Source organism: Thermasporomyces composti (assembly GCF_003386795.1).
Taxonomy (GTDB): Bacteria; Actinomycetota; Actinomycetes; order Propionibacteriales; family Actinopolymorphaceae; genus Thermasporomyces; species Thermasporomyces composti.
The window spans coordinates 2504222-2528149 of sequence record NZ_QTUC01000001.1 but is presented as its reverse complement, the minus strand read 5'-3'; the positions used below and the strand labels follow the sequence as shown (position 1 = coordinate 2528149).

At 70.0% G+C, this 23928-nt stretch carries 20 protein-coding genes; 12 read left to right on the top strand and 8 right to left on the bottom strand.

Translation table 11 applies throughout. The annotated features are described in order from the left end of the window. Positions 1-5: 5 nt before the first annotated feature. Complete coding sequence (locus DFJ64_RS10890; RefSeq protein ID WP_245941062.1) at positions 6-1079, bottom strand: ABC transporter permease; 1074 nt, start codon at positions 1077-1079, stop codon at positions 6-8. After that, complete coding sequence (locus DFJ64_RS10885) at positions 1076-2923, bottom strand: ABC transporter substrate-binding protein (protein WP_115850352.1); 1848 nt, start codon at positions 2921-2923, stop codon at positions 1076-1078. Before DFJ64_RS10885 ends, DFJ64_RS10890 begins: the two co-directional genes overlap by 4 nt. A 504-nt stretch (positions 2924-3427) precedes the next feature. Here DFJ64_RS10885 and DFJ64_RS10880 point away from each other — a divergent pair. Next, a complete protein-coding gene (locus DFJ64_RS10880) occupies positions 3428-4522 on the top strand; it encodes a GAF and ANTAR domain-containing protein (protein WP_115850351.1) in 1095 nt (364 codons plus the stop codon). 31 nt (positions 4523-4553) lie between these two features. Here DFJ64_RS10880 and DFJ64_RS10875 read toward each other — a convergent pair whose 3' ends face one another. Together DFJ64_RS10875 and DFJ64_RS10870 are read right to left on the bottom strand one after the other, a co-directional pair. Continuing rightward, positions 4554-5123: a hypothetical protein gene (locus tag DFJ64_RS10875; protein WP_245941061.1), complete on the bottom strand. Its 570-nt coding sequence runs from the start codon at positions 5121-5123 to the stop codon at positions 4554-4556. A gap of 240 nt (positions 5124-5363) precedes the next feature. Next, on the bottom strand, positions 5364-6026 hold the full coding sequence (locus DFJ64_RS10870) for a response regulator transcription factor (protein WP_115850349.1): 663 nt from the start codon (positions 6024-6026) through the stop codon (positions 5364-5366). Between the two features lie 190 nt (positions 6027-6216). On the opposite strand from DFJ64_RS10870, the gene DFJ64_RS10865 reads away from it, so the two are divergent. The 9 genes from DFJ64_RS10865 (at position 6217) to hpnH (ending at position 17549) form a co-directional block, all read left to right on the top strand. Beyond that, entirely contained in the window at positions 6217-7158 is a 942-nt protein-coding gene (locus tag DFJ64_RS10865; RefSeq protein WP_170152577.1) for a sensor histidine kinase, read from the top strand. An 8-nt stretch (positions 7159-7166) separates the two neighbouring features. Further along, positions 7167-8732, top strand: a complete 1566-nt coding sequence (gene murJ / locus DFJ64_RS10860) for a murein biosynthesis integral membrane protein MurJ (protein ID WP_115850347.1) — start codon at positions 7167-7169, stop codon at positions 8730-8732. Between the two features lie 89 nt (positions 8733-8821). Continuing rightward, a complete protein-coding gene (gene hpnC / locus DFJ64_RS10855) occupies positions 8822-9703 on the top strand; it encodes a squalene synthase HpnC (RefSeq protein ID WP_115850346.1) in 882 nt (293 codons plus the stop codon). Beyond that, positions 9700-10572, top strand: a complete 873-nt coding sequence (hpnD, locus tag DFJ64_RS10850) for a presqualene diphosphate synthase HpnD (RefSeq protein ID WP_115850345.1) — start codon at positions 9700-9702, stop codon at positions 10570-10572. Before hpnC ends, hpnD begins: the two co-directional genes overlap by 4 nt. After that, the gene (gene hpnE / locus DFJ64_RS10845; RefSeq protein WP_211310570.1) at positions 10569-11957 is read left to right on the top strand and encodes a hydroxysqualene dehydroxylase HpnE; all 1389 of its coding nucleotides are present in this window, start codon (positions 10569-10571) and stop codon (positions 11955-11957) included. Before hpnD ends, hpnE begins: the two co-directional genes overlap by 4 nt. After that, positions 11954-12961, top strand: a complete 1008-nt coding sequence (locus DFJ64_RS10840; RefSeq protein WP_115850344.1) for a polyprenyl synthetase family protein — start codon at positions 11954-11956, stop codon at positions 12959-12961. Before hpnE ends, DFJ64_RS10840 begins: the two co-directional genes overlap by 4 nt. Before the next feature lie 11 nt (positions 12962-12972). Next, positions 12973-14991, top strand: coding sequence for a squalene--hopene cyclase (gene shc / locus DFJ64_RS10835; RefSeq protein ID WP_115850343.1), 2019 nt, complete (start codon positions 12973-12975; stop codon positions 14989-14991). A gap of 48 nt (positions 14992-15039) precedes the next feature. Then, positions 15040-16542 (top strand): 4-hydroxy-3-methylbut-2-enyl diphosphate reductase, encoded by a 1503-nt coding sequence (gene ispH, locus DFJ64_RS20160; protein WP_342768124.1) that lies wholly within the window; start codon positions 15040-15042, stop codon positions 16540-16542. Next, positions 16539-17549: an adenosyl-hopene transferase HpnH gene (gene hpnH, locus DFJ64_RS10825; protein ID WP_115850341.1), complete on the top strand. Its 1011-nt coding sequence runs from the start codon at positions 16539-16541 to the stop codon at positions 17547-17549. Before ispH ends, hpnH begins: the two co-directional genes overlap by 4 nt. A 12-nt stretch (positions 17550-17561) precedes the next feature. On the opposite strand, the gene DFJ64_RS10820 is transcribed toward hpnH, so the two are convergent. From DFJ64_RS10820 to DFJ64_RS10810, 3 genes are all read right to left on the bottom strand, one after another. Further along, on the bottom strand, positions 17562-18365 hold the full coding sequence (locus tag DFJ64_RS10820; protein ID WP_115851994.1) for an SDR family NAD(P)-dependent oxidoreductase: 804 nt from the start codon (positions 18363-18365) through the stop codon (positions 17562-17564). A gap of 594 nt (positions 18366-18959) precedes the next feature. Further along, positions 18960-19181 carry a DUF6767 domain-containing protein gene (locus DFJ64_RS10815; protein ID WP_147304674.1) on the bottom strand — a complete coding sequence of 74 codons (222 nt, stop codon included), beginning with the start codon at positions 19179-19181 and terminating at the stop codon, positions 18960-18962. A gap of 218 nt (positions 19182-19399) precedes the next feature. Next, positions 19400-20260 carry a glucose 1-dehydrogenase gene (locus DFJ64_RS10810; RefSeq protein WP_115851993.1) on the bottom strand — a complete coding sequence of 287 codons (861 nt, stop codon included), beginning with the start codon at positions 20258-20260 and terminating at the stop codon, positions 19400-19402. A 210-nt stretch (positions 20261-20470) separates the two neighbouring features. On the opposite strand from DFJ64_RS10810, the gene DFJ64_RS10805 reads away from it, so the two are divergent. Next, positions 20471-22156, top strand: a complete 1686-nt coding sequence (locus tag DFJ64_RS10805; protein ID WP_115851992.1) for a serine/threonine-protein kinase — start codon at positions 20471-20473, stop codon at positions 22154-22156. A gap of 121 nt (positions 22157-22277) precedes the next feature. After that, positions 22278-22790, top strand: coding sequence for a hypothetical protein (locus tag DFJ64_RS10800; protein WP_211310569.1), 513 nt, complete (start codon positions 22278-22280; stop codon positions 22788-22790). A 69-nt stretch (positions 22791-22859) separates the two neighbouring features. Here the strand turns inward: DFJ64_RS10800 and DFJ64_RS10795 are convergent, their stop codons facing one another. Beyond that, complete coding sequence (locus DFJ64_RS10795) at positions 22860-23687, bottom strand: SAM-dependent methyltransferase (protein WP_115850339.1); 828 nt, start codon at positions 23685-23687, stop codon at positions 22860-22862. Positions 23688-23928: the final 241 nt, after the last annotated feature.

Below are 23928 nucleotides of genomic sequence, written 5' to 3'. Positions count from 1 at the left end.
CGCGGCTAGCGCCAGTACTTCACCCGCGGGTCGAGCAACGGAAGGATCAGGTCGAGGATCAAGTTGGCGGTGAGGACGGCGAAGATCGCGAGGTTGGTGACACCCATGATCGTGTTGAAGTCCAAGATGTTGATGGCGTTCACCAACGTCGCGCCCAGGCCGGGGTAGTTGAACAGCTGCTCGACCAGAACGTTGCCGTTGAAGATGAAGCCGAGCGAGATCCCGAACGCCGTGACCTGCGGCAGGTAGCAGTTGCGCAGGGCGTAGCGGGTGAGGATGCGCCTGGGCCGTAGCCCTTTGGCCTGCGCGTAGACCAGGTAGTCCTCACCGAGCACCGGGACCATGAGCATCCGGGTGGACAGCAGCCAGCTGAACACCCCGATGACCACGATCGACAGGCTCGGCAGCAGACCATAGCGCAACAGACTGGCGATGAACTCCAGGCTGAACGTGGGCTCCAGCCGCGCGTCGTAGGCCGACCTCGCCGGCAGCCAGTTCAGCTGGTAGGCGAAGATGAAGGTGAGGATCAGCGCCAGGAAGTAGTACGGCACGTGCGACAAGGCGATCGCCAGGTTCGTCACGAGGTCCGCACCGAACTTGCCGCGACGCCACCCCGCGACCGCGCCCGCCAGCAGGCCGAGGAACCAGGCGAGCACAGCGGAGATGCCCAACAGACCCACCGTCCACGGCAGCGCCCGCATGATCACGTCCTGGACGGGAGTCGGGTAGTTGAGCAGGGACGGGCCCAGGTCCTGGCGGATCAGGACCTGGTGGAGGTAGTGCAGGTACTGGGTGACGATGTTGCCGTCCAGCCCGAACTCCTCCCGGTATCGAGCGATCACCTCCGCGCTCGCCTGCTGGTTGTAGACGTAGTTGAGCTGGAGGGTCTGGATGAACGTCTGGATCGGGTCGCCGGGGATGAGCCGGAAGAAGAAGAACGCGACGGTGATCGCGCCCCACAGCTCCACCACGTAGAGCCCGAAGCGTCGCAGGGCGTAGCTCAGGAGGGGGTGCGCGGCGAGGAAGGACCGGATCGAACGCGTGCCGGTCGCCAGCGCGCTCGACTTCGCGATGCTCACTTCGCTCCCGTCGGCTTGAGTCGGCCGATGACGAACAGGAACTGACCCCACCAGTTGTTGGGGACCTGGTACAGGTCATCCTCGGTCGGCCAGCCCGTCCAGTACGTGGTGTTGAAGTACGCGGGGTAGGCGGTCTGGATGACCGGGATCACCGGCAAGGTGCGGAAGTACTCCTCGAGCGCCTGCTCCATGAGCGTCCTCGCCTCGGCGCTCTCCGGGTCCATGGTCTGCAGCCGCTGAGACAGCTCGTCCAGCTTGGCGTTCCGCATGCGCACCTGGTTACGGCCGACGGCGTTGGTGCCCACGTCCGTGGCCCAGCGGCTCTGGAGCGCGCTGAACAGCTGGTTGGGGTCCCAGGAGACGTTGCACACCCACTGCGAGGAGATGTCGAACTGGCCACGTTCCCACTTCTCGCTGTGGACCGAGCCGCTGTAGCTCCGCACCGAGGAGCCCTTGAGCCCGAGCTTGCGGAGCTCCTCCACGATGAGCTGGCCGATGATGAACTCCGCGCCGTCCACGCCGGCCGGCGTGATGATCTCGACCGAGACCGGCTTGCCCTTCCACCGGCGCACGCCGTCCGGCCCCAGCGTGGCGCCCATCTCGTCCAGCAGCTGGGCGGCCTTCTGCGGGTTGTACTCGAACTTGTACTTCTCCGCGAGGTGGGGGACCTCCCACTTCTTGTTGCCGTCGTAGTCCGCCCACGGGTACTGCGCGGGTGGGGTCTTGACGGGCCAGACGGTGTTGCCGATCTTCTCTCGGTCGATCACGTAGTTGATGACCCAGTGCATGCGCGGGTCGCTCATGATCCCGCGCGAGGAGTCGAAGTTGAGCCACAGCGCCCGCGGGCACGGGTCGTGGAATGGGGTGGTCACCAGGTTCGGGTAGCCCTCAGCGCGCAAGACCTTGGCGTGCTCCTCGTCCAGCGAGCCCACGTCGAACTCGGCCCGACGGAACGCCTGGCTCGCGGCGTCCTGCGACTCCGCGACGGACTGGTAGATGACGAACTCCGGCGCCGGATCGAGCTTGTCCTTGTTCCAGTAGTCCGGATTCTTCTTCCAGACGAACATCTTCTGGCTGGGGATCGCCCTGTCCAGCACGTAGGGGCCGGTCCGGATGGGTGGGTTGTCCTTGAACTTCGTCGGGTCCTTGCCTTCCCAGACATGGCGGGGCAGGACGTCGAAGCCGGCGACGATGGTGCAGATGAAGCCGTAGTGCATCCGAGGGTTGGGCTGGCTGAGCTCCAGGACCGCGGTGTGGTCGTCAGGCGTGGCGACGTTGGCGACGTAGTCCTTCAAGTCGCCTCCACCGCCGAGCAACTGCGGGTTGTCGCGCATCAACTCGACGGTGAACTTGAAGTCGTGGGAGGTGAACGGCTCTCCGTCGCTCCACCGCGCCTTCGGGTCGAAGGTGAACGTCAACGTGGTGTGGTCGTCGTTGTACTCGTAGCCGGTGGCCAGCCACGGGATCAGCTCACCCGTCGGCATGTTGAGGTAGAAGAGGTACTCCTTGCAGACGACGTCGAAGCCGTTGCCGGACTGGACGCCGTTGGGGATGCGACCGTTGAAGCTGTTGAAGACCTGGAAGTCGACTTGACCGATGATCAGGGTCTTCTCCCGGGGCGTGGGGATGTTGGCTCGGCCTCGGGGTGGCTGCTCGGCACCCTCGGGTGGCCGTCGTCCCGCGCTCGAGTACTGCCCACCTTCCGATGAGCACGCCGCCGCGGCTCCACCGAACAGCAGCGCGGCGCTCGCGCCGAGCCCGGCGCGCAGGACGTCCCGTCGACTCCTCATCTGGTGCCGGAGGATGTCCTTGACGTCCTCGTACATGCGACCGTTCGACCCCATCACGCCTGCCCTCCATGTGCGATGAGCACATCGCGTCCGCTGAAACGAGTGCGTCGCGATGCCGGGCCAAGCGGCACCTGGTGCGGGCAAGTAAATTGCCGAGATGTCGATCACGTCAACAGGATCCAGACGCCCAACTCCGGCCAACTCGCGCTCGCAGCGGCGGATTGTCGACGCCGGCCTGCCGGCTCACGCCGTCTTGCTCGCGGCGAACGTCAGTCGCGGCGAACAAATGAGACGCGCACGGTTGTGAGGAGCCGGAAGAACGGGTAAGCGCGCTCCCGTGGGTATATGTGCGACAGGTGCTGGTGGCACGGGACGGAGGCCACGTGTGGGAGCGAGACCACGTGAGCGGCCCCCAGACCACGTGGAGCATGGCCCGCGCCGCCGTCACCGCCCACGTGGGAGCCGCTGTGGCCCCACTGTGGTGGCCGCCTCGCGTCCACCGCACAGCACACCGGATGGCCTGGTCGTGCGTCCAGTGATCCGACCCGGTGAACGAACATGGGGGTTGATGTGTCACGTGACTACCTGGTGAGTGAGGCGCTCGTCAAGCTCTCCGACACGCTGGTTCCAGACTTCGAGGTGGGAACGTTCTCCGGCCGGCTCGCCGACACCGCCGTGGAGCTGCTACGCGCCGCCGCCGCGATCGTTCGGCTCGCCGACGACCACGGCCACCTCGACGCGGTCCCGTCGACCGCCGCGCGAGAGCGGGTGTCCGCGCTGCTCAGCCCTCCGGACGACCAGGGGCCGGGACACGACGCCGTCCGGTCCACCAGCCCGGTGACCTGCCCCGACCTGGACGCCGCGCCGCCTCACTGGACCGACTTCGCCTCACACGCCCGTCGCCTCGGGTTCCGGTCGGTGCGGGCGTGGCCGCTCCGCTACGACACCCAGGTGCTCGGAGCGGTCGAGCTCTACTACGAGGGGACAGGCGACGACGGCGACACCGACGGCCGGCTCGCCGAGACCCTGGCGCGCGTCGCGGCGATCACCCTCGTGCGTGAACGTCGCCGACGGCAGGCCGAGACGCTCGCCCAGCAGCTGCAACGCGCGCTCGACAGTCGGCTCGTCATCGAGCAGGCCAAGGGCATTCTCGCCGAGCGACGTGGGATCCCCATCGACGAGGCGTTCACCATCCTGCGCGGCTTTGCCCGCAGCAACCAGATGCGCCTGGCCGTGCTGGCTCATCAGGTCATCGACGGCACCGCCGACGACCGCCTGTTGACCCACGCCACTCGATCGGGACCGGGGCGCCCCGCTCAAGACCGTGCGGGTCGGGCGGCTCCGAGCCGGCCGACCCAGAGTCGGCCAGCCCAGAGTCAGCTGGCCCAGGGTCGGCTGGCCCAGGGTCGGCCGGCTCAGGGACGTCCCGCGCATGGGCGGCCCACACGGGACCAAGGGACGCTTGCCCAGGCCGCAGCCAGGCCGGTGTGGGGACGGTCCACGACCACCCCGCCCGGCCGGCCTGAGAGCCCCACGCCCGCGCGGCTCGCGGGGCAACCCGGTCCGAGAACGACCCCGGAGCCCTGGCGGAACCGGTCGGAGCAGCGCCGGCCACCCCAGCCTCCAGGGCAAGCCGAGCCGGACCGGCCGTGAGCTGGTGACGGAACGGGACCTGGGACGCGACTTACAGGACCGGGCGGACCAAGGCCAGCGGCGTGCCGGTGCGCCGCTGTCGCATGGGGTTGTCGGCGAGCGCACCGAGCAGGGTCCGCTCCGGTAGCGCTCCCGCCGAGCGCGCGCGGATCGTGCCGCCGTAGTCGTTGATGTCGACGATCGCGACACCCACCTCGAGCTTGGCGGCGAGCTCCTCGCAGAGCTCGGTCGCCTCAGCCACGTCGAACGGCGGGAACAGCAGGTGCTCGTAGGGTGGACGCCCACCGTCGATGTCCCGGGCGGCTGGCCCGGCTACCCGGTAGAACCCACCACGGATGCCGAACGGCCGGGTGAGAGCGGCAGCCGCCGCCGCGGCGTAGACCCGGGGGCGACCCAGGGTGTCGATCACCCACTGCATCTTGACAGGCTGCGCCAACCCAAGGGAGTCGGGGCGAGGCCGCACGAAACGACACAGCCATCGGGCATCCGCCTGCACGCGCGTGGGATCAGCGGGGATCGTCCTGTCGGTGAGCAGCAGCGCGATCTTCTCGCTGATCACCACCGTGTCGCCAGGCCGACGCTCGGTGCCGTACGTGAGCAAGACCTCAGCGAGGTCGTCGTGCTCGGAGAGCCAGTGCGTGCGAATCGGCAGCCGCTGGAAGCACTGGCCGTCGACGGTGATCGTCGACCAGCGCGGTGTCTCAGAGGTCTCTTGCTGAGAAGTCCCGTGAGTGGAAATGGAACACCCCCGTGGCTCGACCGACGGAAATCACTGTCTGCCTTCCCCTCGGCATTCATTCCCACGCGCGGAGAGCACGATGTCGCGACGATGAGAGATCTCTCATCGTCGGACCAGCCGGTATCCGACCCCGCGGACGGTCTCGATGTGCTCCGCGCCGATCTTGCGCCGCAGGTAGCGGATGTAGACGTCGACGACGTTCGAGCCGGGGTCGAAGTCGTAACCCCACACGTGCGACAGAAGCTCCTCTCGGGAGATCACCTCACCGGGCCGGCGGAAGAACAGCTCGGCGAGGAGGAACTCACGAGTGGTGAGCTCGACGGTCCGGCCGTCGACGTACGCGCGGCGGGTGCGCAAGTCGAGGACCAGCTCGCCATTCCGCATGAGCATGCCCGACGACATCCGAGCGTCGCGAAGACGTAATCGGATGCGAGCGAGGAGCTCCTCGAACCGGAACGGCTTGCAGACGTAGTCGTCCGCTCCGATCTCCAGCCCTTTCACCGTGTCGGTCACCGAGTCACGAGCGCTGAGGACGACGACGGGAATGTCGTTCCGGCTGGCGCGGAGCTGTCGGATGACGGAGAACCCGTCTCGGTCCGGAAGTCCGATGTCGAGCAGGAGCAGGTCGAACTCACCGGTGGCCGCGTGGTGGAGAGCCGCCGCCCCATTGGTGACGGCCGCAGCGGCGAACCCGTGCTCCCGCAAGCCTCGCACCACGAAGTCCGAGATCGCGGGCTCGTCTTCGACGACGAGGATTCGGCTCATCGAACGACCTCCTACCAAGCCAACGCGATTGGTGGAACATTTCCGGACCGAAGTGGGAATAATCGGCTCGGTCGGCATCCGATCAACCGCCGAACGGGGAATGGTCTTGACCAGGGCACGACGTGACGCCACCTCGCGCACGCGTGTCCGGTTCGTGGGCTTGATCGTCGGGTTCGCTGCTCTGGCGACGATGACGACCGCGATCACGGCCTATGTCGTCGCGAAGGCGGGTATCGTGACGCCGGCCCATTCTCCGTTCTCGATCGGGGTCGCGATCCCGCTCGCGCCGCCGTTCGCTGTGGCGGCCCTGCTCGGGCTCGGCCTGACCGGGGCGCTCGCCTGGCCGATCGTCGGACGGATTCTCGGCACCACTGGACCGACTCATGTCTTGGAGGACGTGGGTCACGAGCTGCGGACACCGATCACGATCATGCGTGGACACCTGGAACTGCTTCGGGTCGACGACCAGACCGAGGTGAACAGGACCCGGACGTTGCTGCTCGGTGAGCTGGACCGGATGACTCGTCTCGTCGAGGACCTCAAGACACTCGCCAGCGCCGAACGCCCCGGCTTCCTCGAGCCGACCGGCGTCGACGTGGAACTCCTGCTCGACGACGTCCTCGACAAAGCGCGGGCGCTCGGTGACCGCGCCTGGGACGTGGACGCTCGGTCCGAGGCGGTGGTGTTCGCGGACGGCCAGCGGTTGACCCAGGCGTTGTTGGAGCTCGCCCGCAACGCGGTCAAGGTGACCTCGCCAGGGGACACGATCGCGTTCGGCGCCCGAGTCGACGCGAAGACGGTCCGCCTCTGGGTGCGCGACACTGGTCCTGGCGTGCCGGACGACGACACGAGTCGGATCTTCCGGCGATCTCGACGTGGCACGACACGAGCGCCGGAGGGTTCCGGCCTCGGTCTGGCGATCGTCCACGCGATCGCCCGCGCTCACGGCGGGCACGTCGTGCTCGACTCCGTACCCGGCTCGGGCGCCCGCTTCACGCTCGTCCTGCCGTACCTGCCCGCGCCGCACACGGCCACCCCCAGGCAAGCGTCGGGCCGAGTCGTCGAGGAGACGTCGGTGAGGCGGCCGCGTTCCTCTCAGCCCGGCGTCCCCCGACGTGACGTCCGCGCCTGAGGACATCGGTGAGCACGACCCGGCGGGCGCTGGTCCGCTCCTCCGTGCTGCTCATGTGCCTCACCGCGCTGAGCCAGGTGCTGGGCTTCGCGCGGGACGCCATCATGGCGGCGGTCTTCGGCGCGTCCGCTGAGGTCGATGCCTTCCTCGTTGCCCAAGGACTGATGAACGTGGTCCTCGGGCTGATCAGCGGCGCCATGGCCCGCGCCCTCGTCCCTCCCGTCTCCCGCGCGGTCGACGCGGGGCGCACGGACGCCGGCCACCGCACGGTCCGTGTCGCGCTGACGGTGGCCATGACGGTCCTCGTCCTCGGCTCGGTGCTGATGGCGGTCGCCGCCCGACCTGTGCTCACGGTCCTCGCGCCCGGCTTCGAGGGGGCGACGATGGAGGAGGCGGTCCGCCTGACGCGGATCGTCCTGGCGGCCACCGTCTTCGTCTCCGGGACCAACTTGCTCGCCTCCGCCGCCCACGCGCACCAGCGGTTCTTCTGGGCCGGTTTCCAGGGCATCCCCTTCAACCTGGTCATGATCACCGCGGTCGGCGTGTTCGGCGGCACCTTCGGCGCCGCCGCGCTGGCTTGCGGCTTCGTCGCCGGCTCGGCGGCTCGCTTCCTGGTCCAGCTACCGGCCGTGCGCGCCATCGGGTTGCGACTGCGGCCGTCGTTCCGTCTGCGTGACCCCGGCTTCCGCGAGATGCTCCGGCTGGTGCCGCCACTGCTCCTCGGCAGCGCGATCGTCAACGTCAACACCATGGTCGACCGGGCGGTCGGGTCGGCGCAGGGGGCGGGGACGATCGCCTCGCTGAGCTACGGCTGGCGCATCGTGACGCTCGCCGAGGTGGTGATGGTCACCGCGTTCACGACCACGCTGTTCCCCGCGTTCAGCACCCTCGGCACCCCGGAACGCCGTGACCAGCTGCGGGAGGCGACCAGGCGAGTCCTCGGCGTCGTGGTCGTGCTGATCAGCCCCGTCGTGGTCGTGCTCGCGGTGGCCGCTCGGCCGATCGTCGTCCTCCTCTTCGCGCGGGGCAACTTCGACGCCCGGGCGGTCGAGCTGACCTCCCTGGCCGTCGCCACGTACTCCGTCGCGCTCGCCGGTCTCGCGGTTCGTGAGGTGGTCGCCCGGACCTGTCTGGCCGTCGGTGACAGCCGCACACCGGTGTTGAGCGCGCTCGGCGCGATGGCGCTCAACGTCGTGGGCGACCTGACACTCGGCATGCGGTACGGCGTGGTAGGCCTGGCGCTGTCGACCTCCATCTCGGTCGTCTTCGCCGCCACCACGATGAGCGTGCTCACCGCCCGCCGACACCGCGCGGTGGCCCTGGGGCCATTGGTACGGACCACGATGGGGGTCGTCACCGCCGCGAGTGTCGCCGCGGTGGCGGGGTGGCTGGCGCAACAGCCGCTGCCCGCACGCCCTGGGTGGCCCGAGGCGCTGTTGGCGCTCGGCGTCTCCGGCTCCGTCTGCCTGGCCACCTACCTGGGCGTGCTCACCCTGCTGCGCGTCTCGGCGCTCACCGACGTGTGGGCGAGCCTGCGCGAGCTGCGGATCGGCCGCTCCGCCGGGCCGGCCTGACAATTTTCGGACTCGCACGACGATTTTTCGACCGCGCATGACGAGCCATCCTCGGATTCGGGGAAAGGGGGACCGAGGAGGGTTCGCGCATGTCCGACCAGTCGTCCGACGCCGTCCCCGCCCAGTGGTCGGCCCCCACGGCCCCCGGCGGAGACCCGATCGAAAAGGCCAGCGGGGAGAACTTCCCTGTCGCGCTGCGCCTCCTACCCCCGCGCATCAGGGAAGACCTGCGGGCGCTCTACCGCTACGCACGGCATGTCGACGACCTCGGCGACGAGTGGGCGGGTGACCGCCTGTCGGCGCTCGACCGGATCGAGGCCGACGTGCGCGGCCTGTACGAGGAGCGCCGCGAGCCGACCGATCCGGTGGTCGCGGCCCTCGCCTCGACGATCGCACGCCGTCGGCTGCCGGCGGACCCACTGCTGCGGCTCATCGAGGCGAATCGGTGGGACCAACAGGTCACCCGCTACGAGACCTTCGACGACCTGCTCGCGTACTGCCGGCTGTCCGCCAATCCGGTGGGCGAGCTCGTCTTGCACATCTTCGGCCGTGCCACGCCGGAGCGCATCGCCTTGTCGGACCGCGTCTGCACGGCGTTGCAGCTGCTCGAGCACTGGCAGGACGTGGCGGAGGACTACCGACGCGGTCGGGTCTACCTCCCGCAGGAGGACCTGCGCCGCTTCGGCGTCGCCGAGGAGGACCTCGCTCGCCCGACGGCGACCAGCCAGCTCCGCGCACTCATCGCGTTCGAGACGCGACGCGCCGAGGCGTGGCTGGACGCCGGAGCCGCCCTGGTGGCCGGTCTGTCCGGGCGGGCGAGGCTGGCGGTGTCCGGCTACATCGCGGGTGGACGGGCGGCCGCCGCCGCCCTCCGCCGAAGCGACTACGACCCGCTCTCGCGGGTACCCAAACCAACATCGCGCCAGATCGCGAGCGCCTGGATACGAAGCGTGATAAGAGGGTGGGGATGAACATTTCAACGGCCTACGCCGAATGCGAGGCGATCACCCGTCGCGAGGCGCGCAACTTCTCCTACGGAATCCGCCTCCTACCGCCAGCCAAGCGACGCGCGCTCTCGGCGGTGTACGCGACGGCGCGGCGCATCGACGACGTGGGTGACGGCCCGTTCCCCGCCGAACGCAAGCTCGCCCAGCTCGCCCGGCTCCGCGAGCAGATCCACGAGCTTCAGGACGGCCCACCGCGCGGCAGGAACGCGAGCGACGCGGTGCTCGTCGCGCTCGCGGACGCGGCCCGCCGCTTTCCCATTCCCCTCACAGCCTTCGAGGAGCTCCTCGAAGGCTGTGAGGCTGACGTGCGCGGCCGCCGATACAAGACGTTCGCCGACCTCGAGTGGTACTGCCGCTGCGTCGCCGGCTCGGTCGGTCGGCTCTCGCTCGGCGTCTTCGACCCAGAGGACCGGGCGACCGCTGAGCCGCTCGCCGACACTCTCGGGATCGCCCTCCAGCTCACCAACATCCTGCGCGACCTTCGGGAGGACCGGCGACGCAATCGCATCTACCTGCCGGCGGAGGACCTCGACCGATTCGGCTGCCGGCTCGACATCGACACCCAGGGGCGGCTCGTCGACCCTCCAGGGTTCACGAAGCTCGTGCGATTCGAAGCCGAGCGTGCCGAGGCGTGGTACACCCGCGGGTTGACGCTCCTCCCCTACCTGGACCGGCGCAGCCGCGCCTGCACCGCCACGATGGCGGGGATCTACCACCGTCTGCTCGCCCGTATCCACAGCGAGCCCGACCTGTGTCGAACCACGCGGGTCTCCCTCACCCCGCGAGAGAAGGCCGCGGTCGCGGTCCGCGCCCTCGTCTGGGGGGATGCGTGAGCGGAGCACCTGCCACCGACCTACCGGTCGCTGTCGTCGGCGGTGGCCTCGCCGGGATCAGCGCCGCTCTCCACCTCGCTGATCGCGGCGTCCCCGTCATCTTGTTCGAGGCGCGATCCCACCTGGGCGGAGCGACGTACTCGTTCCAGCGGGGCGAGCTCAGTGTCGACACTGGCCAGCACGTCTTCCTGCGGTGTTACCAGTCCTACCGACAGCTGCTCGAGCGCCTCGGCACGAGCCACCTGGCCCCCATCCAAGAGCGGTTCGCCATCCCGGTGCTCCACCGTCCGCGCCCGGACGGTCCGCTTCGGACGGCGTGGCTGCGCCGTGGCACGTGGGCACCGGCGCCACTCCATCTCGCGAGCGGGCTCGCGCGCTACTCCCCCTTGACAGTCCGAGAACGCGCGCTCGCAGCGACCGCGGCCGCCGCGCTACGGACCGTCGACCCCGATGACTCGAGTGCTGATCGGGTGGCGTTCGGTCCATGGCTCCGGCGGAGACGGCAATCCGAGCGCGCGATCGAACGACTGTGGGCGCTCATCTCCGTGGCGGCGCTCAACGTACCCCCAGACCAGGCGTCACTGGCCCTGGCGGCACGCGTCTTCCGCACCGGGCTCCTCGAGCAGGCGGACGCCGCCGACCTCGGCATTCCCGCGACCAGCCTGCGCCAGTTGCACGCTGACCCTGCGAGCCGGCTGCTCGACCGGCTCGGCGTCCGCCTCCACACCAGCACCAAGGTGCAGCGGATCGCCGTCGACGGCGCGAGGTTCGTGCTGAGGACGCGACGCGACGAGTGCCTGGCTCGCGCCGTCGTCGTCGCGGTCCCGCACCAGGCGGCGAGCCAGCTCGTGCCCACCGAGGCGGCACCCGACCGACACCGTTGGGCGGACCTGGGTTCCTCGCCGATCGTCAACGTCCACTTGCACTACGATCGACGAGTCACGAACCTGCCGTTCGCGGCCGCCCTCGACTCGCCCGTCCAGTGGGTCTTCGACCGAACGCTCGCGGCCGGAGCCCGCCGCGGGCAGTACCTCGTGGTGTCGCTGTCTGCGGCGTCCGACCAGGTGGACAAACCGACGGAAGTCCTTGTCCGAGCGTTCACAGCCGCCCTCGCCGACCTGTTCCCGCAGGCCCGCGCCGCTCGCCTCCTCGACGCGTTCGTCACGCGCGAGCCGCACGCGACGTTTCGTCAACGGCCGGGTACCGCGTCCTTGCGTCCACTTCCTCTGACGCAGGTGCCCGGGCTGGTCCTCGCCGGAGCATGGACGCGCACCGGTTGGCCAGACACGATGGAAGGCGCCGTACGGAGCGGCCTCCGCGCGGCGGACCTGCTGGACCGCTACGACCGCGCGCCTCACGACGCACTCACGGAGGCCCTGCCATGAGCCCGACCGCTGGACCGCGCGAGCTCGTCGACCAGGCCTTGCGGGCCGCCCTCGATCGCCTGGATCCGCACACGCGCCACTGTTGCGGCTACCACCTCGGCCTGTGGGACGCCGACGGCAGGTCCCTGCCGCCAGCCCGTCATGGCGGCAAGGCCCTGCGTCCCACGCTGGCGTTGCTGTCCGCCCAGGCGGCCGGCGTGCCCGTTGAGCAAGGAGTCCCCGCAGCGGTCGCCTGCGAGCTGGTCCACAACTTCTCACTGCTGCACGACGACGTGATCGACGGCGACACCGAACGGCGCCATCGACCGACCGTCTGGGCTCGCTTCGGTGTCGCCGAGGCCATCCTGGCCGGCGACGCGATGCTCACGCTCGCCCTCGAGGTCCTCGGCGACGTGGGATCGGCCACCGCCCCGGCCGCCGTCTCGCGGCTCAGCGCGACGGTTCGACGCCTCATCGCCGGACAGAGCGCCGACGTGGCCTTCGAGAAGCGCGACGACGTCACGCTTCCCGAGTGCCTCGCGATGGCCGCCGACAAGACGGCCGCGCTGTTCTCCTGCTCGGCTTCCCTCGGCGCGGTGCTCGCCGGAGCGCCGGAGCACGTCGTCGAAGGACTCGCAACCTACGGCGACCACCTCGGCATGGCTTTCCAGCTCACCGACGACCTGCTGGGCATCTGGGGCGACCAGGCGGTCACCGGCAAGCCGGTACTGTCCGATCTGCGCGCCCGCAAGAAGACGGTGCCCGTCGTGGTGGCCTTGTCCTCGAACGATCCGCCCGGCCGCCAACTCCGCGAGCTGTACGCCGAGCCCATCCCGTTGACCGGCCCCGATCTCGAACGTGCCGCCCACCTGGTGGAAAGCGCGGGCGGGCGGACCTGGACGCAAGCCGAGGTTGACCGGCAGATCAGCGCCGCCGTCGAGGTGCTCGACGGCCTGGACCTGCCACCCGTCGTCCACGCCGAACTCACGGCCCTGGCCCACCGGCTGCGGGTCCGGGACCACTGAGGAGACAGGACATGACCACGACCGATGACCTCACCGCCTGGTCAGATCGCCGGGAACGAGCCCACGACGCTCTCGACCGGGCTGTCCGCCACCTGCTCGACCAACAACACCCGGAGGGCTGGTGGAAGGGCGCGCTGGACACGAACGTGACCATGGACGCCGAGGACCTGCTGATGCGGCAGTTCCTCGGCATCCGCACCCCCGAGCAGACCGAGCAGACCGCCCGCTGGATCCGCAGCCAGCAGCGCGCGGACGGCTCGTGGGCCACGTACTGGCTCGGGCCGGGCGACCTGTCGACGACCGCCGAGGCCTACATCGCGTTGAAGCTCGCCGGCGACGACCCCGACGCACCTCACATGCGGCTGGCGCGTGAGTTCGTCCTGGCCAACGGCGGCCTGGAGGCCACACGTGTCTTCACCCGCCTATGGCTCGCCTTGTTCGGGGAGTGGAGCTGGGACGACGTCCCCGCCCTGCCACCGGAGCTGATCTTCTTGCCCAGCTGGGCCCCGTTCAACGTCTACGACTGGGCGTGCTGGGCCCGCCAGACCATCGTTCCCTTGACCATCCTCGGCGCGCTACGGCCACGCCGGAACCTCGGCGTGAGCACCGCAGAGCTGCGGCTCGGCCGAGCGCCCCGCCGCCCGGTGCGACCGGTGAGCTGGCGGGCGGCGTTCCAAGCCCTCGACCGGATCCTGCACGGCTACGAGCGCCACGCGTTCGGTCCGCTGCGCCGGCAGGCCCTGCGCCGGTGCGCGGAATGGATCATCGCCCGTCAGGAGCGGGATGGCTCGTGGGGAGGCATCCAACCGCCCTGGGTCTACTCGCTCATGGCGCTGCACGCCCTGGGCTACCCCCTCGACCATCCGGTCCTCGCCACCGGCCTGCGCGGCTGGGAACGCTTCACGCTCTACGAGGACACACCCGAGGGACGGACCCGCCGCATCGAGGCGTGCCAGTCCCCCGTGTGGGACACCGCGCTCTCCGTCATCGCGCTGGGCGACGCCGGCGTGCCCAGCGACGCCCCGGAGATGGTCCGCGCGCGGAACTGGCTGCTCGGTGAGGAGGTCCGGGTACGCGGCGACTACGCCGTTCGCCGTCCGAACGCGCCGGCGGGTGGTTGGGCGTTCGAGTTCGACAACGACGGCTATCCCGACACCGACGACACGGCCGAGGTGGTCCTGGCGCTGCGCCGCACGGCGGCCGCACCGGAGGTCGACGACGCCGTCGGCCGGGCCTTGGCCTGGCTTCGCGCCATGCAGAGCCGGTGCGGCGGTTGGGGCGCCTTCGACGCCGACAACACCCGCGAGCTGGCGTACGAGCTGCCGTTCTGCGACTTCGGCGCCGTCATCGACCCCCCGAGTGCCGACGTCACCGCCCACATCGTCGAGATGTTCGCCAACGAAGGCCTGGCCAAGGAGCACTGTGTGCGGCGGGCCGTGCAGTGGCTGCTTGACCAGCAAGAGTCGGACGGCTCCTGGTTCGGTCGCTGGGGCGCCAACCACATCTACGGCACTGGAGCGGTGGTGCCAGCGCTCGTGGCGGCCGGGCTGCCGCGTCACCATCGGGCGATCCAGGCCGCCGTCCGTTGGCTCAAGGACCACCAGAACGACGACGGCGGATGGGGCGAGGACCTGCGCTCCTACGACGACCCGCGCTGGCGCGGTGTTGGCGCCTCGACGCCCTCCCAGACCGCCTGGGCACTGCTGGCGCTCCACGCGGCCGGTGAGGGGGATTCCGAAGAAGTCTGGCGGGGCATCTCCTGGCTGGTGGAGACACAACGGGAGGACGGCAGCTGGGACGAGCCCCAGTTCACCGGCACTGGTTTCCCGGGCGACTTCTACATCAAGTACCACATGTACCGGCTGGTGTTCCCGATCAGCGCGCTCGGCCGGGTGCTGGGCAGGTTCTCCTGGGGTGGCGCCCAGGTCGGCGATCGGCGCGTCACGACCGTCGTGAAGGACCCCAGCCGGAAGGACGTCAGACACCAGGCCACCACCGACCGCCGTCGCGGCCCTCACGAACCCGCCTAGGAGGCGGAGCACCGGAGGACACCGTCAGAAGCCTTTCAGGAGATGGTCATGCAGTCGTACGTCGTGTGTGCGCCGACCCACGCGGAGGCCCGATGCCTGCGCGGGGCCCTGCCGGCCGGCGCCGTCCGGCGTATCGGCGCTGGCCGTCGCCGAGCGGAGCGGGCGGCCGAGTGGCCCGGTGTCCGGGACGCCATGGGGATCGCGGTCGCCGGGATCGGCGGAGCGCTCGACCCTGACCTGGCGCCGGGCGACGTCGTGGTGGCAACCGAAGTCCGGGGGCCCGACGGGGTCACCATTCCATGTCCCAGCGCTCCGCTGCTCGTGGCCAGTGTCCGACGCACCGGCGCGCGGGTGCACGCCGGGCCTGTCATCAGCGCCGACCACGTGGTGACGGGGGCCGAACGCCAAGCGCTGCGCGCCACCGGCGCGATCGCCGTCGACATGGAGTCTGCGTGGTTGCTCGCGCGGCATGGCACGCGACCGACCGCGTGCGTCCGAGTCGTCGCAGATCCGGCGAACCAGCCGCTGCTGCGTCCCGCCACCATCGGCCACCTCGGCACGGCGTTGCGTGGCCTCGCCGCGGTAGCCCCCGTCCTGCGCGCGTGGGGGGAGGCACTGCGGCCCCGCCAGGTGCTCCTCGCCTCGCCGCGCTCCTTCTGCGCTGGTGTGGAACGCGCGATCGACATCGTCGAACGAGCGTTGGAACGGTGGGGCGCTCCCATCTACGTCCGCAAGCAGATCGTGCACAACTCCCACGTCGTGCGCCGCCTGCGGGAACGCGGCGCGGTGTTCGTCGAGGAGCTGGACGAAGTGCCCGACGGCGCGACCGTCGTCTTCTCCGCCCACGGGGTGTCTCCGGACGTTCGGAATGTCGCCGCGCAACGCGGGCTTGCCGTCATCGACGCCACGTGCCCGTTGGTCGCGAAGGTGCACAGTGAGGCCCGCCGGTTCGCCGATCGCGGAGACACCGTGCTGTTCATCGGGCACGCTGGTCACGAGGAGACCGAAGGAACCATGGGCGAGCGCCCGGACTCGACCATCCTGGTCGAGAACCTCGAGCAGGCGGAACGAGTGCAGGTGCCGGATCCCAGCCGGGTGTCCTACCTGGTGCAGACCACGCTCGCGGTCGACGAGGTGGAGGAGATCGTTCAAACGTTGCGCAAGCGGTTCCCGCTGCTGGGAGCTCCCGGCTCGGACGACATCTGTTACGCGACGACCAACCGCCAATGGGCTCTGCGGACGGTCGCCCACGACGCTGACGTCGTCCTCGTGGTGGGCTCGGCCAACTCGTCCAACTCCAATCGGCTGGTCGAGACGGCCCGGCGGCTCGGCACTCCCGCCTACCTCGTCGACGACTCCTTCGACGTGGACCTGGACTGGATCCGCGGCGCCAACACCGTCGCGGTGACCGCCGGAGCGTCCGCGCCCAGCGCGCTCGTCGACGACGTGGTGACCGCGCTGCGCGGCCTTGGCCCACTTCAGGTGCACGAACGCGAGGTCACCCGCGAGGACATTCGTTTCACCTTGCCGAAGGAGGTGCGCGGGTCATGAGCATGCCACTGCACCTGAGCATGCGGATCGCCCGATATCTCCTCGCCCAGCGGTTGCGGGGCCGCACGAAGTTCCCCTTGATCGTGGAACTGGAACCGCTGTTCGCTTGCAACCTGGCCTGTGCCGGGTGCGGGAAGATCCAGCATCCGGCCAACATCCTGCGGCAGCGCATGCCGGTCGAGCAGGCCGTCACGGCGATCGAGGAGTGCGGGGCCCCCATGGTGTCCATCGCCGGGGGCGAGCCCTTGATGCACCCCGAGATCGACCGGATGGTGAACGAGTTCGTCGCCCGGCGCAAGTACGTCTTCTTGTGCACGAACGCGGTCTTGCTGCGGAAGTGGTGGGACCGGTTCGACTTCCGACCCTCGCGCTACCTCACGTTCACCGTCCACATCGACGGTCTGCGCGAACGTCACGACCAGTCCGTGTGCCGGGAGGGCGTCTTCGACGAGGCGGTGGCGGCCGTGAAGTTCCTCAAGGAGAAGGGCTTCCGGGTGACGACCAACACGACGTTCTTCTCCACCGACAGCCCGCGCAGCGTCATCGAGGTCCTCAACTTCCTCAACGACGAGCTCAAGGTCGACCAGATGATGGTCTCACCCGCCTACGCCTACGAGAAGGCGCCGGACCAGGAGCACTTCCTCGGCGTCGACCAGACACGAGCGCTCTTCCGGGAGGCGTTCGCCAACGGCAACCGCCGCCGCTGGCGGTTCAACCACTCGCCGTTGTTCTTGGACTTCCTCGAGGGCAAGGTCGACTTTCCCTGCACCGCGTGGGGGATCCCGTCGTACTCGGTGCTGGGCTGGCAGCGCCCGTGCTACCTGATGAGCGACGGCTACGCCAAGACCTATCGCGAGCTCATCGAGGAGACCGACTGGGACCGCTACGGTCGAGGACGCGACCCACGGTGCAACAACTGCATGGCCCACTGCGGCTACGAGCCCACCGCGGTCTTGGCCACCATGGGCTCGCTTCGTCAGTCGCTGCGGGCACTCGTCGGCCACTGACCGTCGCGTCACTCATCGGGTCGAGGACCCACCCCAGCGAGCCGACAACCGGCCGAACACTGTCGGTGTCGCCGCTCGGATCACCACCGGGAGGCGCAGCCACCGAGGCACGATCACCTCGGCGCGGTCGCGTTCGACGGCTGTGACGAGCGCGTCCGCGACCCGCTCTGGCGCGACTGGCCGCGGGAGCCGGCGCGTGTAGGGCGCACCTCGTCGGTCGAAGAACGCCGTACGCACGGCTCCGGGCGCCACCGTCGTGACTCCGACGCCGGCCGGCGCGACTTCCGCGCGCACGCTGGCGGCGAACATGTGCAGTCCGGCCTTGACAGCGGCGTAGAGCGACTCGCGGGCCACGCCGACCAGCCCGGCGATGGAGGTGACGAACACCAGGTGACCGCGACCTCGGGTCACCATGGCGGGCACCACCGCATGCGTGAGCGCGATGGGTGCCCGCAGGTGGACCGCCACGAGGCGGTCGAGGTCGTGGTCGAGCGGCTGAGCGCCGGCTGCCGCGTCCCCGCCGAACGCGCGAGGGTCGACGATGTCGCCGACCGCGCCCATACCGGCGTTGTTGACGAGCAGGTCCGGTGACGGTCCGGCGGCGAGGCGCCCTGCGAACCGAGCTATCGCCTCGGGGTCCGCGAGGTCGACGACCGCGATCTCACCCCGCGTCCGCTCGGCGACAGCGGCCAGCCGATCGCGGTCGCGGCCCACGAGGAGGAGCCGACATCCCCTGGCGGCCAGCCGTTCGGCGACCGCCCGCCCGATGCCACTCGACGCGCCGGTCACCACGGCGTACGAACCAGCGACCCGCATGACGCCAGCCTGACAGGTTCGCCGCGACATCGCCGGACGAAACGGCCAAACCGACCCCGTTGACGTGGAGATCCACCCCTCTTGCCGTCGTGCCGGAGGTCAGCTCCCGCACATCCCGGTCGGCGGTGAGGCGGCCGGGAGCGGGTCGGTACGCGGCAGAACGGCCATCTCGGACCTGGCCCACACCTAACCACGGCCCAACCCACGTAACCGGTTGCGGGTAGAACTGCAGGTCCGGAGACGTGAGCCCAACAGAGACGGTGAGGAGCCTGACAGAGACGGTGAGCCTGACGGAGACGTTGATAATTCTGCGTTCCTCTGCGTGGACTCGGGTCCACACGAAGCACTTCGTGAACGCACGGGGCACTAGCCTCGTGAAGTGAACCCGGCAGCCTTCCGGACGGTGGGCGAGCCGGGTTTGCGCTATCTAGGGGCCTGTCAGACTCGCTGGGCCTCGGCGACGAGAGGCTCCACCGCAGCACGCCATGTGCCGCTACGGGTCCAGCACCACGCCACCGCGTCCGGGATGGCCAGTAGGCACCCTGTGGCGAGTCCTGGCGCTGATCTCGCTGGTCCTGCTCGCGACCGTGTGGGTCACCGAGCTGCAGCAGCCGGTGCGCTGAGGTCCGAGGTGGCGCGGCCGCGGACCGCGGCGTGGGCACTGCGCCGGGCGGCGAGCTGCTCGCGGAGCTCCGGGTCGCTCCGCACGAGGTAGACCAGGCCGCAGTCCTGCGGACCGGTCGCGCCGGGCACGCACAGGGTGCACGCGTCGCCCACCCGGATGGGGCACATCGGCGTCGGTGGTCGTCGGGGCATCGCTTCTCCTGACCCACATACTACATGTCGTAGTAGGTATGTCGGGTGGCATGGTCAGTGCGCGTAGGGCTTCACCCTCGAGGCCTACCGCCGGTCATCGCCCCGGGCGACCTCGTGGCCTGGTCCACCAACAGCGTGGCGGTCTCGGTCGCGGTCACGGCAATCTCCGTCCTCCGCGCTCGCCGCGTACGGCTTCTCCCGCATGTGGTTCCCGTCGGTCACGGGAGCGGACGGCCTCCGGTCACCCCGAGGATCTCCCCGCTGATGTAGCTGCCGTCGTCGCTCGCCAAGAGGACGAAGGCGGGCGCGACCTCGACCGGTTGCCCGGGCCGGCCGAGCGGAGTGTTCGTCCCGAACGTCTCCGACTTCTCCGGGGCCCTCGACGCCGGGGTGATCGGCGTCCAGATCGGACCCGGGGCGATGGCGTTGACGCGAATCCCCCGGCTCGCCAGCTCCTGCGCGAGTCCCTTGGTGAAGGTGACGATCGCGCCCTTCGTCGTCGCGTAGGGAAGCAGCTCGGGCGTGGGCTCGTACGCCTGGATCGACGTCACGTTGACGATCGACCCGCCGGCGGGCATGTGGGGCAGCGCCGCCTGGCAGATCCAGAACATCGCGAGGATGTTGACCCGGAACGTGTGCTCGAGCTGGTCGGCGGGGATCGACTCGATGCCGTCGAAACTCATCTGGTACGCCGCGTTGTTGACGACGACGTCGACCCGACCGAACTCTCGGACGACCGACTCGACCACCTGGCGACACGTCGCCTCGGTGTGGAGGTCGGCCGGCAGGCTCAGCACCCGACGGTCCGCCTCCCGTACGACCCTGGCCGTCTCACGGGCGTCGGGCTCCTCCGATTCGAGGTACGTGAACGCGACGTCGGCGCCCTCCCGGGCGAAGGCGAGGCAGACCGCGCGGCCGATGCCGGAGTCACCACCCGTCACGAGCGCGACCTTGTCCCTCAGCCGGCCGTGACCACGGTAGGTCTCGTACCCGTAGTCCGGCTCCGGCCGCATCTCTCGCTCGAGGCCCGGATGCTCTTGCGCCTGCCTCGGAAACCCTGACCGGTTCGCGGCCGCCATGGTCACTCCGGTACCCCGGGGGCCCGAACGTATGCGGGCGCCTCGACCGCCACCCCGGTGGAGAACGGATCCACGAACAGCTGGACGTCGTGGTCGCCGACGCTCGGCGCGCCGCGGACCAGGTCGCCGAGCGCGCCCGTGGTCGCCGCCAGGGAGCACGCCAGGCTCTAAGCTCGTTTCCTGAGACGGTGAGCGAGAGGGAGGCCGGTGGTGCGACCCCTGCAGGACGATGACCCGCACCAGGTCGGGCCGTACGTCCTGCACGGTCGCCTCGGCTCCGGCGCCATGGGCACCGTCTATCTCGGCACCTCCCCCAGTGGCCGAGCCGTCGCGGTCAAGGTAGCCCGGGCGGCGCTCGCCGACGACGAGGAGTTCCGCGAGCGGTTCCGGCGCGAGGTCGAGATGGCCCGCTCCGTCGGCGGCTTCTGGACCGCCGCCGTCGTCGACGCCGATCCCACCGCGGCACGGCCCTGGCTCGCCACCGAGTACGTCCCCGGGCCGACCCTCGACCAGGCTGTCGAGGAGCACGGCCCGCTCCCCGAGCCCGCTGTTCGACAGCTCGCGGCCGGCCTGTGCGAGGCGTTGGTCGCCATCCATGGCGCCGGCTTGGTGCACCGCGACCTCAAGCCGTCCAACGTCCTGCTCGGCGCGGACGGACCGCGCGTCATCGACTTCGGCATCTCCCAAGCGCTCCAGCGTGTCGCGAGGCTGACCTCGACGGGGGTCTTCCTCGGCACGCCCGGATTCCTGGCGCCGGAGCAGATCCTCGGCGACGAGGTCGGCCCACCCTGCGATGTCTACGCGCTCGGCGCGGTCCTCGTGTACGCGGCGACAGGCGCGGGGCCGTTCGGTGACGGCGAGACCTCGGCGCTGATGTACCGCGCTCTGCACGAGGAGCCCCGGCTCGACGGCGTACCACCTGGGCTGCGCGACCTCGTGGCCCGCTGCCTGCGCCGCGACCCGCGCGACCGTCCGACACCAGCGTCCCTCCTGGCGGAGCTCGGGCGGATCGATCCGGCGCCGGAGTGGCTCCCCACGCCCGTGCGCACGCTCGTGGAGCGCTACCACACCGAGCTGCGCGCTCACACGCTCGCCGCGAGCAACGCGGCGACCGTTCGCCTCGGCGACCCGGTCGCCTCCCCCTCAGCAGCGTCGACACCGTCCGGATTGATCAGCGCCACGTGGTCAGCGACGGACACCGTGTCCGGACGGCCCACCGCCGTGGCGTCCGCCTCACCGACGCCCCCGATCGCTCCGGCGACATCCGACGCCGCGCTCACGGTGCCGTTGTCCGCACCGGCCCGACCAGCGCCCACGAGGATCGCCGAGACCGTCCCCGGACCGGTCCCCCCGACGCCCGCCTGGCACCAGACCACGACGACCACGCCGGAGACCTTCGGCGGCGTGACCTTCCACACCTCACGCGTCGCGGCGTTGGTGTGGGGCTCCGCGAGCGCCGTCGCCGCGCTGATGGCCGGCGAAGTCGCCAACGCCAGCTCGGGCGGGCCGGCCCTCGCGGCGCTCGTGGCCTTCGTGTGCTTCACCGTCGCCGGATGCCGTCAGCTCGTTCGAGCGCTCCGTCGACCGCTGCGGCTGGAGATCGGGACCGCCGGGCTGTCCCTGACCCGCGGGCGTGACCAGTGGCGACTGCCCTGGCACGCCATCGCCCGTGCCAAGCTCGTCGGGGAAGCGAAACGACCGTGGCTCACCGTCTGGCTCACCCCCGGGAACCACCCTCCCGCGTGGGCGACGAGCGCTCGGCACTCCTACCACGGCGGGTTCCGGCTGTTCCCGATCGCGCACGAACGACGGCGCAAGCGCCGTGCCCGCGAGGTGCGTGAGCTCCGTGCCGCGCTCGCCTGGCACGCTCCTCAGGCCTACGACCCCAGTCCCTGACGGACCCGCGCCAGCAGAGAGTGACGTGTCGGCGCCACCGACGCCCAGCCGGCTCCGTCTCTCGTTTGCCCCGACCGTGACCGGGCAGAATCCGACGGCCAGGCCATCGGAGGGAGGGGCGATGGGGACGAGAACGATGGCCGAGGCCGCGGCGGGCGGCCTGGTCGCGTCGATGGTGATGTCGAGCGTGCGTCAGCTCACCACTGGCCTCGGGCTCGTCCGACAGACCCCGCCCGAGACCGTCCTGAAGCAGGGCGCGCCCAGCGTCCTCGCCAAGTTCTCGCGCCAGCGACGACGCGCCTTGATCGAGCTCGCGCACTGGCTCTACGGCGCCGCCGGTGGCCTCGCCTACACCCTGGTCCCGCCTCGACTGCGGCGGCACCCGCTGACCGGACCCACGTACGGGCTGGTGCTCTGGCTGGTGTTCGACAAGGGAGTCGCGCCGCTGCTCCAGCTCCCCCACGTGGAACGGCCCAGCACGGTGGAGCGACTCGCCTTGCTCGCCGACCACCTGGTGTACGGCGGGATCGTGAGCGCCGCGCTCGGACAAGGAGCGCTTGACCGCACGTCGCCTCAGGACTCCGTGCCCACCGCGCGGTTCGGCATTGATCTCGTCGGCGACACCGCGGGCTAGTCCCTGGCCCTCCGCTCACTCGGTGAGCACGTCGCCCCTGCCCCACCTGGTGGGTGACACGACGTCAGCTCAGGGCTTCCGGGCCACCCCGACGTAGAGGGCGCGCGACCCCTCGTCGTCAGCCAGTTCGGGCACGTCGGCACCCCACAGACCGCCGAAGGTCACCTCAGGCGCGGCGCCTTCGTAGGGCGGCACGAGCTCCAGGCCCTCGAAGAAGCGCTCGATCTCGGCCTTGGACCGTGGGTAGAGCTGCGACGTCGCGTTCTGGTAGGCCTCGACGGCACGCTGGACCGCGGTGGGCGACTGATTGTCGTGGGTGCCGCTCGACAAGACGAGGTAGCTACCAGACGGGAGCTCATCAAGGTAGCTCCGCACAATCCCCCACGGGTCGTCCTCGTCGGGGAAGAAGTGGATCACCGCCGTGATCAGCAAGGCGACCGGCTCGTCGAAGTTCAGCACTCTCACGACCTCGGGGTGCTTCAGGATGCTGTCCCGGTCGCGGAGGTCACCGACGACGAAGACGCTCTTATCCGATCCACGCAGCAGCTCGGAGGCACGCTCGGCGACGGTGGCGTCGTTGTCGACGTAGACGACACGGGCGTCCAGCGCCACCCGCTGCGCGATCTCGTGTGTGTTCTCCTGGGTCGGCAGGCCGGACCCGATGTCGAGGAACTGCCGGATGCCAGCGTTCTCAGCCAACCACCGGACCGCCCGCTGGTGGAACGACCGGTTACACCAAGCCCAGTCCGCGAACCAAGGGAATAGCTCCTTGATCTGCTCAACGACCTTGCGGTCCGCCTCGGTGTTGTTCGTGCCACCCAACAGGTAGTCGTAGATACGGGCGACACTCACGCCCGACAATGGACCCGGCTGCGGGGTGATGCCCTCGTCACTCATCCGTCACCTCGTCGAGCGGACGGTGCGTCGGTACGCGTCGAAGCCGTCGGTCCGGGCCCGGCGGCGGGGCGAACACACATGGCGGCCGGCACGATCATCCGGCCCCGATTGCACCTTATCGCCCGGTCTGAGGGGCGACAAGATCACCCCTCGCCTGTGGACGTGGCCGTGCTCGGGCACTGTCGACGACTCCGGCGGACGGACGGTGTGCGGCGACCGTCACCCGCTCGACGGAGGTCGC

Excerpts from the sequence above, each read along its gene's own strand:
- DFJ64_RS10885 (WP_115850352.1), bottom strand. The coding sequence starts at position 2,923 with ATGGGGTCGAACGGTCGCATGTACGAGGACGTCAAGGACATCCTCCGG.
- DFJ64_RS10880 (WP_115850351.1), top strand. The coding sequence starts at position 3,428 with ATGGGGGTTGATGTGTCACGTGACTACCTGGTGAGTGAGGCGCTCGTC.
- DFJ64_RS10870 (WP_115850349.1), bottom strand. The coding sequence starts at position 6,026 with ATGAGCCGAATCCTCGTCGTCGAAGACGAGCCCGCGATCTCGGACTTC.
- DFJ64_RS10865 (WP_170152577.1), top strand. The coding sequence starts at position 6,217 with ATGACGACCGCGATCACGGCCTATGTCGTCGCGAAGGCGGGTATCGTG.
- hpnC (WP_115850346.1), top strand. The coding sequence starts at position 8,822 with ATGTCCGACCAGTCGTCCGACGCCGTCCCCGCCCAGTGGTCGGCCCCC.
- hpnD (WP_115850345.1), top strand. The coding sequence starts at position 9,700 with ATGAACATTTCAACGGCCTACGCCGAATGCGAGGCGATCACCCGTCGC.
- DFJ64_RS10840 (WP_115850344.1), top strand. The coding sequence starts at position 11,954 with ATGAGCCCGACCGCTGGACCGCGCGAGCTCGTCGACCAGGCCTTGCGG.
- shc (WP_115850343.1), top strand. The coding sequence starts at position 12,973 with ATGACCACGACCGATGACCTCACCGCCTGGTCAGATCGCCGGGAACGA.
- ispH (WP_342768124.1), top strand. The coding sequence starts at position 15,040 with ATGCAGTCGTACGTCGTGTGTGCGCCGACCCACGCGGAGGCCCGATGC.
- hpnH (WP_115850341.1), top strand. The coding sequence starts at position 16,539 with ATGAGCATGCCACTGCACCTGAGCATGCGGATCGCCCGATATCTCCTC.
- DFJ64_RS10820 (WP_115851994.1), bottom strand. The coding sequence starts at position 18,365 with ATGCGGGTCGCTGGTTCGTACGCCGTGGTGACCGGCGCGTCGAGTGGC.
- DFJ64_RS10815 (WP_147304674.1), bottom strand. The coding sequence starts at position 19,181 with ATGCCCCGACGACCACCGACGCCGATGTGCCCCATCCGGGTGGGCGAC.
- DFJ64_RS10810 (WP_115851993.1), bottom strand. The coding sequence starts at position 20,260 with ATGGCGGCCGCGAACCGGTCAGGGTTTCCGAGGCAGGCGCAAGAGCAT.
- DFJ64_RS10800 (WP_211310569.1), top strand. The coding sequence starts at position 22,278 with ATGGGGACGAGAACGATGGCCGAGGCCGCGGCGGGCGGCCTGGTCGCG.
- DFJ64_RS10795 (WP_115850339.1), bottom strand. The coding sequence starts at position 23,687 with ATGAGTGACGAGGGCATCACCCCGCAGCCGGGTCCATTGTCGGGCGTG.